At 30.0% G+C, this 15,018-nt stretch carries 16 protein-coding genes; 6 read left to right on the forward strand and 10 right to left on the reverse strand.

From position 1 onward, the window contains the following. Positions 1-2: 2 nt before the first annotated feature. Positions 3-764, reverse strand: coding sequence for a Kdo domain containing protein (locus LJY17_RS06890; RefSeq protein WP_264543109.1), 762 nt, complete (start codon positions 762-764; stop codon positions 3-5). 72 nt (positions 765-836) lie between these two features. On the opposite strand from LJY17_RS06890, the gene LJY17_RS06895 reads away from it, so the two are divergent. The 3 genes from LJY17_RS06895 to LJY17_RS06905 are packed head-to-tail and all read left to right on the forward strand — an operon-like array spanning position 837 to position 3,730. Further along, positions 837-1,631, forward strand: coding sequence for a glycosyltransferase family 2 protein (locus LJY17_RS06895; RefSeq protein WP_264543110.1), 795 nt, complete (start codon positions 837-839; stop codon positions 1,629-1,631). Further along, complete coding sequence (locus LJY17_RS06900; protein WP_264543111.1) at positions 1,632-2,555, forward strand: glycosyltransferase family 2 protein; 924 nt, start codon at positions 1,632-1,634, stop codon at positions 2,553-2,555. Next, complete coding sequence (locus tag LJY17_RS06905; RefSeq protein WP_264543112.1) at positions 2,543-3,730, forward strand: glycosyltransferase; 1,188 nt, start codon at positions 2,543-2,545, stop codon at positions 3,728-3,730. Before LJY17_RS06900 ends, LJY17_RS06905 begins: the two co-directional genes overlap by 13 nt. Here the strand turns inward: LJY17_RS06905 and LJY17_RS06910 are convergent. Beyond that, positions 3,725-4,861: a glycosyltransferase gene (locus LJY17_RS06910; protein ID WP_264543113.1), complete on the reverse strand. Its 1,137-nt coding sequence runs from the start codon at positions 4,859-4,861 to the stop codon at positions 3,725-3,727. The two genes, LJY17_RS06905 and LJY17_RS06910, sit on opposite strands and share 6 nt — an antisense overlap. Before the next feature lie 26 nt (positions 4,862-4,887). Next, positions 4,888-5,931 (reverse strand): glycosyltransferase family 2 protein, encoded by a 1,044-nt coding sequence (locus LJY17_RS06915; protein ID WP_264543114.1) that lies wholly within the window; start codon positions 5,929-5,931, stop codon positions 4,888-4,890. A gap of 187 nt (positions 5,932-6,118) precedes the next feature. Between LJY17_RS06915 and LJY17_RS06920 the strand changes: the two genes are divergently transcribed. From LJY17_RS06920 to LJY17_RS06930, 3 genes are all read left to right on the forward strand, one after another. Further along, positions 6,119-6,685: an L-threonylcarbamoyladenylate synthase gene (locus LJY17_RS06920; RefSeq protein ID WP_264543115.1), complete on the forward strand. Its 567-nt coding sequence runs from the start codon at positions 6,119-6,121 to the stop codon at positions 6,683-6,685. Positions 6,686-6,740: 55 nt separating this feature from the next. Continuing rightward, positions 6,741-8,159 (forward strand): CCA tRNA nucleotidyltransferase, encoded by a 1,419-nt coding sequence (locus LJY17_RS06925; RefSeq protein ID WP_264543116.1) that lies wholly within the window; start codon positions 6,741-6,743, stop codon positions 8,157-8,159. 65 nt (positions 8,160-8,224) lie between these two features. Beyond that, on the forward strand, positions 8,225-9,250 hold the full coding sequence (locus tag LJY17_RS06930; protein WP_264543117.1) for a COX15/CtaA family protein: 1,026 nt from the start codon (positions 8,225-8,227) through the stop codon (positions 9,248-9,250). 55 nt (positions 9,251-9,305) lie between these two features. Here the strand turns inward: LJY17_RS06930 and LJY17_RS06935 are convergent, their stop codons facing one another. The 7 genes from LJY17_RS06935 to LJY17_RS06965 all read right to left on the reverse strand — a co-directional run bounded on the left by LJY17_RS06935 (position 9,306) and on the right by LJY17_RS06965 (position 14,994). Beyond that, positions 9,306-10,058 carry a LytR/AlgR family response regulator transcription factor gene (locus tag LJY17_RS06935; protein WP_264543118.1) on the reverse strand — a complete coding sequence of 251 codons (753 nt, stop codon included), beginning with the start codon at positions 10,056-10,058 and terminating at the stop codon, positions 9,306-9,308. A gap of 20 nt (positions 10,059-10,078) precedes the next feature. Further along, the gene (locus LJY17_RS06940; RefSeq protein ID WP_264543119.1) at positions 10,079-10,465 is read right to left on the reverse strand and encodes a 2TM domain-containing protein; all 387 of its coding nucleotides are present in this window, start codon (positions 10,463-10,465) and stop codon (positions 10,079-10,081) included. Between the two features lie 2 nt (positions 10,466-10,467). After that, positions 10,468-10,770 (reverse strand): 2TM domain-containing protein, encoded by a 303-nt coding sequence (locus LJY17_RS06945; protein ID WP_264543120.1) that lies wholly within the window; start codon positions 10,768-10,770, stop codon positions 10,468-10,470. Further along, positions 10,770-11,093, reverse strand: a complete 324-nt coding sequence (locus tag LJY17_RS06950) for a 2TM domain-containing protein (RefSeq protein WP_264543121.1) — start codon at positions 11,091-11,093, stop codon at positions 10,770-10,772. The genes LJY17_RS06945 and LJY17_RS06950 overlap by 1 nt, the downstream gene beginning before the upstream one ends. Continuing rightward, on the reverse strand, positions 11,093-12,433 hold the full coding sequence (locus LJY17_RS06955; RefSeq protein WP_264543122.1) for a 2TM domain-containing protein: 1,341 nt from the start codon (positions 12,431-12,433) through the stop codon (positions 11,093-11,095). Before LJY17_RS06955 ends, LJY17_RS06950 begins: the two co-directional genes overlap by 1 nt. A gap of 23 nt (positions 12,434-12,456) precedes the next feature. Beyond that, on the reverse strand, positions 12,457-13,077 hold the full coding sequence (locus tag LJY17_RS06960) for a hypothetical protein (protein WP_264543123.1): 621 nt from the start codon (positions 13,075-13,077) through the stop codon (positions 12,457-12,459). Between the two features lie 228 nt (positions 13,078-13,305). Then, positions 13,306-14,994, reverse strand: coding sequence for a T9SS type A sorting domain-containing protein (locus tag LJY17_RS06965; protein WP_264543124.1), 1,689 nt, complete (start codon positions 14,992-14,994; stop codon positions 13,306-13,308). Positions 14,995-15,018: the final 24 nt, after the last annotated feature.

Consider the following 15,018-nt stretch of genomic DNA (forward strand, 5'->3'; position numbering starts at 1 on the left):
GATTACTTCTTCCAAAATTTTAATTTTTTCTTGATGCGCTTTTTTCTGTAAAAACGGTACTGAAAATCTTCGGTTAGTTGCCACATAGTATTAAAGACAAGTTGTTCGCTTTCGCCCGAAAGTTTAGCATACTCATTACTCATTACAGCAACCATTTCTTTATGAGGCGTAATTTTAGACAAGTTTTTCATTCTAGTTTTAAAGTCAATGCTTTCATGAAATTTCATTCTATTCAAATCGACCAAAAAAAACTCATATTTCCCATTTCCTTTATTTTGGATTAATGTATTTCCAGGAGAATGATCAAGAAATTCTACTCCTTTTTGATGCATCATATAAGTAAACTGTGTAAATTGACGTAAAATATTATCTGCATCCGGATAATCAGTTTCGACAAGTTCTCTATAGGTCAAATCATATTTTAAATGCTCACAAGCATAATAACTGTCCTGAAGTGTAAAAAGACTTCTGTTTTCAAAATATCCAATTGGATTTGGTGTTCCAATTCCTTTTTTAAGCAATTCTAAAGCAAATTCATAAGAGCGTTGTGCTTTCGATTTTCTAAAAAAACGATACACAAATTTATTCACTAAATTAGGTTTTTTGAATGATTTTATATTAATAACAAGATTTTCTTCTGTAAATAACTTTATAGAATTTCTTTGTCCTTTTACTAATACTTCACCTTGATTATCAAAGTTGCTTATAATAGTTAGCAATCGTTTCTCTAATGCTAAAAACTTAGGATTTATTGAATATCTCATGTATTAAAACTAGGAATACAAATGTAAATTATTTTTCAAGAAAACATTTGCTTATTTTTACCAAAAAATTGCATGCATTTACCTACTTGTTCATTAGTAACTCCTACATACAACTGGCCACAAGCTCTTGAATTACTGCTATTAAGCATAAAAAATCAAAGTGTATTGCCAAATGAGGTTATTATTGCTGATGATGGATCAAGACCTGAAACTACTGAACTTATAAAAAAATTTCAAGAAAATTTCCCCATTCCTCTAGTTCATATATGGCATGAAGATAATGGCAATCAAAAACCAGCCATTATGAACAAAGCTATTGCCAAAGCCAAATACGATTATATCGTCGAAATAGATGGTGACATAATCATGCACAAAGATTTTGTGAAAGACCATTTAACTTTTGCTAAAAAAGGGCAATATCTTTTTGGTTCAAGAGTAAATATTCAAAAAATAATTTTAGAAGATATTTTCAAAAATAAAACAACCCATTTTGGCTTTTTCTCTAAAGGAATTAAAAAAAGGACTCGTACACTAAGAATGCCTTTTTTTATGAATTTCGAAAAAGAACATACATCAATTTCTAAAAAATTAAGAGGTTGTAACATGTCTTTTTGGAGAGAGGATTTTATTAAAATCAATGGATTTAATGAAAGTCTTGTAGGTTGGGGAGTCGATGATTCTGAAATGATTCAAAGATTACACAATATTGGAATTGTTGGCAAGAGATTAAAACATGCCGGTATTGCGTTTCACATTTATCACAAGGAACAAGATAAAAGTCACATTGCTCTAAACAATGCCATTGAAGACGAGGTAAGGGAAAAGAAAATTAAATTTATTGAAAAAGGAATAAATCAATATTTATAGATGTTTGATATAGCAGCCATTATAATCAATTACAATTCTAGTGATTACACAATTAATTGTATTAATAGTATAATTGAAAAGAGTAAAAAAAATCTTAATTATCAAATCATTGTAATTGACAACGCTTCAGAAAAAGAAGATTTTTTAAAATTATCTGAAAAGATAAAATCAATTTCTTTTAGTAATCTTCAATTGGTTAGAAGCAAAATAAACACGGGATTTGGAGGAGGAAATATGCACGGTGTTCAATTTAGCAATGCTAAATATTATGCTTTTATAAATAACGATTCAATTTTCATCAATGATTGTTTGGGGATTATTTACAATCATATGGAAAATAATAATGAATATGGAATTTGTGGTCCAATGTGTTATAAGGAAGATGGAAAACTACTACCTACTCTCGACCATTTTGCCTCACCTATCAAAGAATTATTTGGACGTTCAATTCTTGAAAAAATAAATTCAGAAAAATACCCTAACAGAAAAAAAGAATACACAAAACCACAACAAGGTCAATTTGTATCAGGTAGCTTTATGATGGTAAGATCAAAAGATTTTAATAGTGTGGGAGGATTTGACACAAACATTTTTCTTTATTATGAAGAAACTGATGTTTGTAAACGTTTACAAAAAATAAACAAATTTGCTTATCTCATTCCTGATGCAAAATTTATCCATTATCATGGAGCAAGTACTCCAAAATCAATAGCCATAAAAACAGAATTAAAAATCTCTTTATTATATATAATTCGAAAACATTATGGCTACCTTTGGCACAAGTTTTTCTTGCTTTTTTTAAGCATTCGTTACTTTTTTAGTAGTCTTTTTAAATCGAAATATTGGCCACTATTTTTCGTTTTAATTAAAGGAGCTCATTTATCAAGTTCACTAAAACAAAAACAAAAAATATGGGAGTTGTAAAAAAAATAAAAAAATATTTCCATAAAAAAGAAAAGCTAAAACAACTAAAAACAGAAAACATTCCTAATTTGAATTTCTTTGATTCAGATAAAAGAACCATTGTTTTTGTTTCTGGAGCACTACCAACCCATGATAAAGATTCAGGATCTAATCGGTTATTGGAAATAATTTTAGCATTTAAAAATCAAAATTACAATTGTATTCTCTCTGTCGAAAATGTATTTGAGAACGACAAATATGTTCAATTTTATAAAAATTTAGGAATCATTGTTTATGTTGAATCCAATAAATTTAAAAATCTAACTACCTTTCTAGGATCAATAAAAACTATAGATTACATATGGTTCTATGGCCCTAACACATTAAAAACTCATCTTGAAAATCTTTCAAAAAGATTTCCCAACGCCAAATCTATTTTTGATATGGTGGATATCCATTTTTTGCGATACAAAAGGGCTATAGAATTAAATCCTTCAAAAATTTCCTTAAAAAAAAGATATAATAAATACTTCAAAATTGAAACGCAGTTAGCGAAAAAGGCTGATATTGTTGTTGCTATTTCTGAAAAAGAAAAAGGTTTTATGCATAAATATCTTCCAGAAAGCAACATTATAATTATTTCAAATGTTCACTACCCTAAAGTAGATAAGCATTCTGTTCCAACTTTTGAAGAAAGAAAAGATATTCTTTTCATTGGTTCTGCACATACCCCAAACATAGATGCTGTTCATTATTTATACAATAAAATAATGCCTCTTGTATGGAAAAAACTCCCTGAAATCAATGTTAACATTATTGGTAATGTTAAAGAATGTATTGATTCTATAAATCATCCAAATTTTCATTTTCTTGGCTTTGTTGAAAATGTTGAATCTTATTTTTTTAATTCAAGATTAATGGTTGCACCACTAACTTATGGCGCTGGTGTTAAAGGGAAAATTGGCCAAGCATTTGAATTTTATCTTCCTGTGGTAACCACATCAATTGGAGCTGAAGGTATGTTTTTAATAGATAAAATTAATGCTGATATCACAGACGATACAAATGAATTTGCTGAAAGAATTATTAATACATATTCAAACAAATCTCACTGGAATCTATTGTCTAATAATTCTGAAAAAAGTCTTTATCCATTTTCAAAAGAAAAATTAAACGAAACTATCATAGACTTATAAATTAAAAATTTTATCAAGTTCCTTGTAAACAGTATCTTGATTATGATTTTCATTAAAATAGATTTTAGCTTCAGTCGAAACTTTGTCATAGTAACTACTATCTGAAAGTAGTTTTTCTATATTTTGAGCAAACTCTACTTCGTTATTTGTAACTAAGCATCCATTGTGTGTTTTATTGGTTAATCCATCAACACCTCTATCATTGCATACAATAGGCAAACCAAAAGACATAGCTTCTATCACTTTTATTTTTACACCTGTCCCGCTAAGCATCGGACAAATAGCAATTCTTGAAGCGGAATAAACAGAGTCTAAATCTTCCACAAATACATTTTTTTCTACATTTGGATAATCATCAATATAATTTGATATCCTCCCCACAACACATATTTTTAAATTTTTAGGCAACAAAGGATATACTTTATCAAAAAACCATTTTACAGCTTTTTTATTATGATCATTATCACTCGCTACATATACAATATCATAAGTTGGATCTGTTTTTAAAGAAGATTTATTAGACAAAGTATGAGCCACTATTTTAATTTCTTTATCTATAAACTGAGAAAAAACAAATTGCTCTTCAATAGAAATTGCCAAAATCTTATCGAAAGTATTTAAAATTGAAATTTCCTTTTCAAACCATTTTCCTAGTTTAAAGTTTTTAGATTCTTGAAATTGAGAAGTTAAAAAATCATGTGTATCTATTAGTAATTTAGCATTTTTACACAAACTTCTGTTTTTAACTAAATTTGCCCAATAAACATAAGATATGATAATGTAGTCATATTGATTTTGTTTTAGTATGGTTTCAAAATTTTCTTTCTGTCCAAAACGAATTCTATCGAACTCTTTAATTTTCTTAAAAATTTTATTTGGCAATGAAAAGCAAAAAAAATACTTAAGCTGATGCTTACTTCTCTTGAAACAATTAAGCAAATACCCTTTTTTTATTAATCCTGATTTCTCAATTTCTATAATATCTTCTTGTTTAAATTTATCTTCAGCAACTCCAACAAAATCAACCGTTATATTTCTATTTTTAAAATAATTAAGCAAGGACAACGCCCTAGCGTTATTTCCTTGGTTTTTTAATAACGGATTCTCTGGATAGAAATATAATATTCTCATAGGTTAATTAACTTTTTTTATTCACTCTAAATAGACGAGATCTGCAATTTATTGTACTTTTCCTTCAATTGCGTTCTGAGACTTTTTCTAATTTTCCGAAAAGGAATGGTATTTATTAGTATCAACTTAGCTTTACAGATAATTTTCTCTTTTCTAAGTTTAAGTATATACTTTCTATCGAATTCCAAAGAATTTTTAGAATTTACAAACAACAAGAAAGAAGAACTCAATCTTTTTTGTTGCTTTCTCGACATAAAAGGAAATATCTCTTTGGTCACAAAGTCTTTTATTAACTGATGTAATTCCTTTTTTTGGTTCAAATTAAAAGGCATTGAAAGATATCTCAATTCAAAAGGTTCATGCTCAACAAAACGAGCAAGATCTATAGAATGAGTTTGAAATAAATTATATCTTTTATAAAAATCAATTAATATTCTAAACCATTCGGGTATCTGTCTTAGTAATTTTTCTGCCTGATTGTTTATCATTAGATGATTTTGATTTTCATGCTCCCTGTAATAATATTCAGCTGCAGGATTGATTCCTATTTTATCTGTTAAGACTAATAATTGATGAGAAAACAATCCATCTTCACAAGGCTGAATTTTTTCAGGAAATCTTATGTCTTGATGATTTTCTAAAAAGTCTAGCTTAAGAAACAAAGCACATGTAGGCAACACAAAAACATTTTGAATGCGATTACAATAATAATCTCCAACAACTACTATATCGCAATCTCCTTTTTTAGCAATTTCATAAGAGGTTTTAATAAAATCAGTAGCAATAGTGTCGTCTGAATCTAAAAAATAAATATATTTACCTTTTGCTTGATTCAATCCATTATTTCTTGCTATTGAAACACCTGAATTTTTTTGCCTTAAAAGTGTAATATTATAATCCTTTTCTAAAAATTGTTCACATAATTTTAAAGAGTTATCAGTAGAACCATCGTCAACCAAAATAAGCTCTATCCCTTTAAAATTTTGATTTAGAACACTTTCAATAGTTTCCACAATAAATTTTTCTACATTGTAGACAGGAATGATAATTGAAACTAAAATGTTGTTCATTTAAAAATTTAGAATAGGCATCAAATTTAAAAAAATACTTAACACGAACCTAATAAGTCAGTATTGGTTTATTTGCATTAAAATTTCTTTTCAACCCTTAATTAATACAGAAATCACATCTTTGATTATTACACCTTACTGATTGATTTTTTTACAGTTTGATTTATATTTGTAAAAAAACAATAAAATGGACATCAACACAGAAGTTCACAACGCATTCGAAGTCATTAAAAATGGAGGAATTATTCTTTATCCAACAGATACCGTTTGGGGAATAGGTTGTGATGCTACAAATCCAGAAGCGATCAAGAAAATTTTTGCACTAAAGCAACGTGAAGAAACTAAAAGTATGATTGTACTTACAAATGGTGACCGTATGATGTACAATATATTCAAGGAAATTCCAGAAGTAGCTTGGCAAATCCTCGATTTATCTGAAAAACCCACTACTTTAATTCTTGACAATCCAAGAAATGTGGCTGATAATGTAATAGCCGAAGACAAAACTCTTGGGGTTAGAATGGTAACAGAACCATTTTGCTTTAAGCTAATGGAACGAATGAAAAAACCACTAGTTTCTACCTCAGCAAATATTTCTGGAGAACCTACACCAAAATCTTTTAAAGAAATATCGCCTGAAATTATTAAAGGTGTTGACTATGTAGTAAATTTGCACCACGATAAAATTTGCGATAAGCCTTCTACTATCATTAAATTAACAAATGATTGTCAAGTGAAAATTATTCGTAAGTAAATTTTATTTCTAGTTTAAAGTCTCTGAAATCGACTTTAAACCTTAGACTATTATAATGAACTACAAGCAACATTTAGAACATAAAATATTTGATATTGTATCGCAAGCAGCTAAATCACTTAACGTTGATTGTTATGTTATTGGTGGTTTTGTTCGTGATATTTTATTACAAAGAGAGCATAAAAAAGATATAGATATTGTAGCAGTAGGCAGCGGTATTGATTTGGCTTTAAAAGTATCTGAATTAATTCCTCATAACCCTAAAGTTCAGGTTTTTAAAAACTATGGTACTGCTATGCTTCGTTTTGAAGATATGGATATTGAATTTGTAGGTGCCCGTAAAGAAAGCTACAACTTTGATAGTCGTAAACCTTTGGTAGAAAACGGATCTTTAAAAGACGATCAAGATCGTAGGGATTTTACAATCAACGCAATGGCTTTTTCTTTAAATTCAGATAATTTTGGTGAATTGGTAGATCCTTTTAATGGTGTTTCTGATTTAGAAAATAAAATCATCCGTACACCACTTGATCCAGATATTACCTATTCTGACGATCCATTGCGAATGATGCGTGCTATTCGTTTTGCTTCTCAATTGCATTTTGAAATTGAAACAGAATCTTTGGAAGCTATTACTCGAAATAAAGAACGTATTAAAATCATCTCTGGAGAAAGAATTGTTGACGAACTCAACAAAATATTACTATCAGTCCAACCATCTGTCGGTTTTTTATTGCTTCATAAAACTGGCTTACTTGATATTATTCTTCCAGAATTAACTGCTTTAAACAATGTTGAAGAAGTAGAAGGTCATACTCATAAAAATAACTTTTACCACACGTTAGAAGTAGTTGATAATATTTGTCCCAATACTGACGATGTTTGGTTACGTTGGAGTGCATTATTACACGACATTGGTAAAGCTCCAACCAAAAAATTTCATAAAAAACAAGGTTGGACTTTTCATGGTCACGAATTTTTAGGTGGAAAAATGGTTAAGAAAATCTTTGAACGATTACATATGCCATTAAACCATAAAATGAAATTTGTTCAAAAAATGGTTATTATGAGTTCACGACCTATCGTTTTGGCTCAAGATATAGTTACTGATAGTGCTGTACGTAGATTAGTTTTTGATGCTGGTGAAGATGTAGAGAGTTTGATGACTTTGTGTGAAGCCGATATTACCACCAAAAACCCTAAAAAGTTTCAGAAATATCATAACAACTTCAAGACTGTTCGTGAAAAAATAGTTGAAGTAGAGGAACGTGACAAAGTTCGGGTTTTTCAACCGCCAATTACCGGAGAAGAAATTATGGAGCTATTCAATTTAAAACCCTCACGTGAAATTGGTATTTTAAAAGAAGCTGTAAAAGAAGCAATTTTAGAAGGTGAAATCCCAAATGAATACCAAGCCGCATTTGATTTTGTAATGAAGAAGGCTGAAAGAATGGGATTGAAAAGAGTGAATTAAAAAATTATCAAGAATTCACAGACAATTTAAAATAGTATAGTGAATTCATGACAAAATAGTATGATATGAAACAAAACAAAGCCGTAATTTATTGGTTACTTTCGGGTTGTGTATTAGTTTTTATAATGGTCGTAGTGGGTGGAATTACCCGTTTGACCAATTCAGGGTTGTCTATGACCGATTGGCATTTAGTTACCGACACCTTTCCTCCTTTAACAGAAGAAAAATGGCAGAAAGCTTTTGATGCTTACAAGCAATTTCCTGAATATCAAAAAATTAACCAGTATCAAGAGGGTGGTTTTACTCTTTCTGATTATAAGTTTATTTATTTCTGGGAATGGTTTCACCGATTCATCGGACGTATTATAGGATTGGTATTCATTATACCATTCTTTTACTTTTTACTTAAAAAGAAGATTGACAAACCCACGCTCAAAAAATGTTTTATACTTCTGGGCATGGGAGCCTTACAAGGTTTTTTTGGTTGGTTCATGGTAAAAAGTGGATTGGTTGACAATCCGGATGTAAGCCATTTCAGATTATCATTGCATTTAACGTTTGCATTTTTAACATTTGCCTATACATTATGGGTGGCTTTAGACTTGATTTATCCAGAACGTAATGAAGTTATAGTTCCGTTGCGTAAAATTGCACGATTTGCTATTGTTTTCTTGTTGATTCAAATCATTTATGGTGGATTTGTTGCTGGTTTAAATGCAGGATTAATTCACAATCATTGGCCTTTGATGAGTGACGGACAGTTTTTTCATGAAAGTATTGCTTTAGAAAAAGATTCTTGGCTATTGCGTTTTACGGAAGGTAAAAGTGGCGTACAATTTGTGCACCGAACAATGGCTTATGTAGTAGTTGGATTAATTTTGTTCTTGTATTTCAAAAGTAAAAAATTCATTTTAACAACCACACAATGCAAAGGAATTCAAACTTTAGTCATTATTGTGTTTCTGCAATTTGCTCTGGGTGTTTTCACACTTTTATACAGTGTACCACTTTGGTTGGGATTAATCCATCAGGTAATGGCTTTCTTTTTATTGACTGCAATGACATTTACGTTGCATCGATTGAGTAAATAAATAAAAGAGAAACAACTATGAAGCTCAATCTCATAAAATGATTATTTTTTATTAATTAACCAATCCAATCCTTGAAATCGCCAACACGTTCACGAGCTACAATTACCTCATCTTCTTTGTAGGTAGGTAAAATAAGTTTTAAACGAGAGTTGCTATGCATTTGGATTTCTTTTATGGCTTTCATTGGTACAATGAATTTACGGGAAACGCGATAGAAGTCTTCTGGATTAAGTTCTGTTTCCAATTGCTCAAGAGTACCTTCGAGTAAGTAATCACGATTATCTAAAGTATGCAAATACGTTCCTTTATCTTGACTAAAGAAACATTCAACTTCTTGAATATCTATCAATTTTAATTGTTGCCCAATTTTTACTGTAAATCGCTTTTTATATTCTTTCTCAACAGGGTTAACTAGCATACGTTTTATCATTTCAAAATCTAAGGACAAATTTTGTGGTTGATTGCGTTGCTTGAATTTATTTATGGAAACTTCTAGTTCATCCTCGTCAATAGGTTTTAACAAATAATCGATGCTATTCAATTTAAAAGCGCGTAAAGCATACTCATCATAGGCAGTAGTAAAAATAACTGCGCTTTTAATATCAATAGTTTCGAAAATTTCAAACGACAAACCATCTGAAAGTTGAATATCTAAGAAAATCAAGTCAGGATGTGTGTTATCTTGGAACCAAATTACAGCTTCTTCTACAGAATGTAACATTTGATTGACTTGTAATCCTAATTTTTCAAGTTTTCGTTGCAATAAACGTGCCGCTGGCTTTTCGTCTTCTATAATGATAATATTCATTGTACTAGTTTAAAACTAAATTATTTCCATTTGTTTTGATTACTTCTCTCCTTTTCCATTAACTCCTGAATTTTTCTTTCTTCCCAGTTATTCCCTAAAATCAGGTTAGGTAAAAATACAGATAAACCATGGGCAAGTAACCCTAATCCCCAGAAAAAAGCGGTAAAAAAGTTATGCATTTGAAAATATGACTCTCCTGGATCTAAATCTTGAATATTTATGATAACAATCATAATGTTAATAACAAGGTAAACTATAGCATGGGTATAAAAACCTTTTACTCTCTTTACTCTTTTGTAAGCTTCAAAGTATTTTGCCTCTTCTTCGTTTGAAGGAACAAAATTTTTCATATTTCTACGATCAATTCGGCGTGCAGCACGACGATCAATTCTATCTTGAATACTCATACTTATTCGAATTTGTTTTGATTTTTCTTTTCATTTTCCATATACTCTCGGATTTTTCTTTCTTCCCAATCTTTACTCATAAAAGTAACATCTAAAGCTTTTAACCCATGAAATAACAATCCTATTCCCCAACCCAACATTGGCCAATAAAACCATAAATGTTCGGGTGAATATTTTAAATTGATAAATACCAAAAATGAGATTACACAGATGTAAGTAAAAAGATGTGTGTAAAATTCTTTTATATCTTTGACACGCTCTTTTGCGCGTTCATATCTTTTATATTCTTCGTTTAAATTTTCCATTATTCCCAGCGTTTTTTTGATTGATTATCTTTCTCTAAAATCTCATTAATTTTTCTTTGTTCCCAATTAGTTCCAAATAATTTCTCAGCAAACAATATTTTCAAGGTTTGAATGACGATAAAGAAAGTCCAACACCACATTACAAACTCATTTAAATATCTAATTGGAAAAAAGTTTAATGGAGCCCCAAAATAAGTCTTAGCAACATAAATTACAATTCCAACTGCATAAATAAACAAATTACCGTAGTATTTTTTAATTTTTTGAACTCTATCTCGAGCTTGTTCTATTCTTCTTTCTTCAGGGGTTTTATATTCTTCCATTAGTTCCATTTGTTGTTTTGTTGATCTTCCTTTTTAAGAATTTCTTGAATTTTACGTTCTTCCCAATTTTTCCCGTATCCAAAAACTTCAATAGCATGAAAAGTTAATCCCATTCCCCAACCTAACAATGGAAACCAAAACCATTGAAAACCAACACTTGTATTTAAGTTTATTGCTATTAAAATTGGTATTACACAACAGTAGGAAATTAAATTTCCATAAAATCCTTTCAACTGTTCTACTCGCTCTTTGGCTTTAACGTAAGCCATATTTTCGTTATATATATTTTGACTTTCCATGTATGCAACTTGTTTTGTTAAAATTGGAATCATAACTCTAAAGAATGATTCGTTTTCTTCTATTAATACTTTTCGTTCAGATATTAATCCGTAGCGATTTACAATATTTTGTAGCCCTACTCCTTTACGATCTTGAAGCACTTCTTTCTTTTGCAAATTGTTTTCTACTATCAGATAATTATTTTGGATATAAATTTTAATGTTCAGCGGTTTTTTTTCACTCACAACATTATGTTTAATTGTATTTTCTAAAAGTAATTGTAATGAAAGAGGAACTACTTTTGCTTCGTTATTACTAAAATCTGAAGGCAATTCGAAAGTTAAACTGTTTTCAAATCTCATTTTAAGCAAATTCATATAGGTTTTTGCAAATGATAATTCTTCATCAACCGAAACCAATTCTTTATCTTTTTGTTCTAAAACATACCTATAAATTTTAGATAAAGAAGTAGTAAATTTTTGAGCACTTTCAGGATTCTCTTCTATTAATGAACTTAACACATTTAAACTATTAAATAAGAAATGAGGATCGATTTGATTTTTTAGAGTTTCAAACTTTGCAGAAGCTGTTCCTGCAATCACCTTTTGTTCCTTTAATTTATTTTCTTGATATGCTCTGTAAAAGTGAAAAGCATATAGAGAAATAGAAACCATGAAAGTAATAATTATCGCAAAAACATAGTTTCCTGCATTTTCATTGGCTATAAACTCTGCAAATGTTTTCTTTTCTATAATTACATCTTCAGTAATGCGAAGCAGAAAAATAACAACTAATGACACTATAAATGATGCGAAAAAACCAATTATTATTCTTTTTAAGGAAAACCTATTTTCTTCAAAAATTTTATCCAGAAAAATAAAGACCGCTTTATTAGCATAACCTAAAGAAAAAGTATAAAGCATTGTGTAAATAAAACTTATCAAAAGATGATTATTAAATTTTATCTCTCCACCATAAGCTAAGTTGATTAGTTGAATGATAATAAAAACTATTATCCCAAAAAAGAATACTTTACCAATTTCTTTATTACTAATTTTCATTAATCTATGCTTTTATCTTTATATTATTTACAACTTTCAAGAGTTTGTTTTGCTCTGTCCAATCCCCAGTTTGGATGAAAAGGAGATTCTGGTTTAAAATTAGCAAAAAGTTCGATTGATTTCTCCACTTGAGCACAGATAGGTTTAGTATCGGCACCAGACCATTTCGCTCCGCCTAATTCAAATTCGGCTTTGCAAAAAACCACACGTGGATTGTTAGGTGCAATTGCTTGTGCTTTATAATATTGCTCCATTGCCTTTCCTGAATATTTCATTCCATTTGTCATTGGATCTTGAACAATCCACACTGTGTAAATCATAGCTTGCATTACCATTACTTCAGGGTTGTTTGGACTTTGCAAAAATGCTTCATCTGTTGCTTTTTGTGCTTTATCAAGCAATACAGATATTTTTTCTTTGTTTTCTGGTTTGAATGCTTCCACACAGTTAACCATTGCGACATAATAATTTGGTAACCAATTTGTTTTCTCTACAGATGCGATTCTTTCAAATAATGCGGAAGCTTCAGTAGATTTTCCTTCTTTCCACATTCCAAGAGCTTGTCCCATTCCTTGTTCGTATTTTGCTTGACCGAAAATTGTTGTGCTAATCAATAAAGCTAAAAAAGTAATAATTCGTAACATAGTTTTAAAATTTAGTTTGTTAATAATTTGATATTTGATGATTGAAACCCTTTGTTTGAATTTCTGAATCAAAAGTACTTCGACAATATCTCTCATAAAATTTATACTTACTGAACTGTTGTTTTTTGAGGATGAATTGTTTTTATAAACGTTATAGTATTAATACAGTATAAAAAAAACCTGAAGTACTTAGCTTCAGGTTTATAAAAAATTTATGATATAAATAAACTATCTTTCTACTACAAATTTTACACTACTTAACTTATTGTTGTCATTTACTTTTAAAAAGTAAACTCCTTTTGTTAGTGATGCAACATTAATCTCAAACTTATTATTATCTATTTTTTTAGTTGGAATTATTAATTGACCTATTGTATTGTAAACTTCAAAACTTGTATTATTATTAAACGAATTCAATTTTACACTTAAAATAGAACTTGCTGGATTAGGGAATACAGTTAAATTATTATCAATCGATTCTAAAGATTCTACTCCTAGAGCGCAAGTTCCTGTTAAATTTAGTTCAATACCCATTTGTCCTAAATTTGATGGCACAAGAGTTTGCGCTCCTCCTGTTAAAGCGGTCGTATAGTAAGAAGTGGTTAAATAAGCATTTGTATAAGTTCCCAAAGGATAATAAGCTGTTGCGTTTGCTGTTTGAGCTAAACCATAATATACTAATTGATTAGCTGCAACTGAAACAGAAGGACTAAAGTTAAATGTTTTTATACTATTTAAATCCCCATTTGCAATAGTTAAGGTATTTGTACTAGTTGCTAAAATAGTACCTGTACTACTTAAAATTACACCATATACATTTCTACCTACTGATGCTGTATTATTTGAAATAGCAGCATTTACACCTGTAATTGTTGTTGCGGTAGAAACTTGAAACGGTGTGCTCAAAATTCCTGAACCTGTACCAAAACCAACGGCTCCAGTATAACTTACAGGATTTTGGGATATACCAAAAGTATTACAACTTACAGTATTGTTAAAGCTTAAGGAGTTGTTTGTATTCACTTGATCGGTGGGAACACTTACATTTAATGTATTTGCTCCTAAAGTTGTTGGAGTCCAATCATTAAAGTTTACTGTTTGAGTTGCACCTGGCTCTATTGTAGCAATAATTTTTGCATCGGTATAAGCATTAGCACCTGTCAAGTTAGCATTTACTGTAACATTATTTAAAGTAGTGTTACTTTTATTCATTACTAATGCAGAGATTGGAACTGGTGTGCCTAACACATTTGCTACATTTCCTAAACTATTAATGCTCTCAATAGACACATCATTCGAATAAGGATTAGGGTATCCAAAACGCATAACAGGTCTAAAACTTGTTGAAGCTAATGTTGTAGGCGCTGCACTTGCACTTGCAGCCGAAACACATCCACCTACTAATCCAGTGGAATTAGAACCATAAGTAGCTGCCGTTGTAGCTGCTGTACCTGTTCTTACAAAATCATAAGCAACATAAATAGAACCTCCAGTATAAACCAATGGAGTACTCAAAGTTAAATCAATATTTGTAGCGCTTGCAGGAACTGTATAAGTACCAGAATAAACTTGTGTCATGCCAGTAATAATTGTGCTCCAATTTGTTCCTAAAGTAAAAGAAGTATCAGTACTATTTTTCATATAAACAGTTAATGTTCCAGTAACGGCAACATTTGCACCTGCTGTAGTAACAAAACCAAATAAATTCAACGAAGAACTAACTGGAATTGAGGTTAATTCTGATGTTAATACGAGCGCAGAACCTCTCATAAAAGAATGTGTACTAGTGCCATTTGGGGCACGATTTTGTGTTGTTGAAGCATCGTTTGGCGGGGCATTAACAACAGCTGTTACCTGACCATAGGTAAATCCAATATTTAAAATTAGAAATGTAAAAATTAGCGTAATTTTTCTCATAAGATATTGTTTTAGTTCCTAACT

The sequence above is a fragment of the Flavobacterium hankyongi genome, from assembly GCF_036840915.1.
GTDB lineage: Bacteria > Bacteroidota > Bacteroidia > Flavobacteriales > Flavobacteriaceae > Flavobacterium > Flavobacterium hankyongi.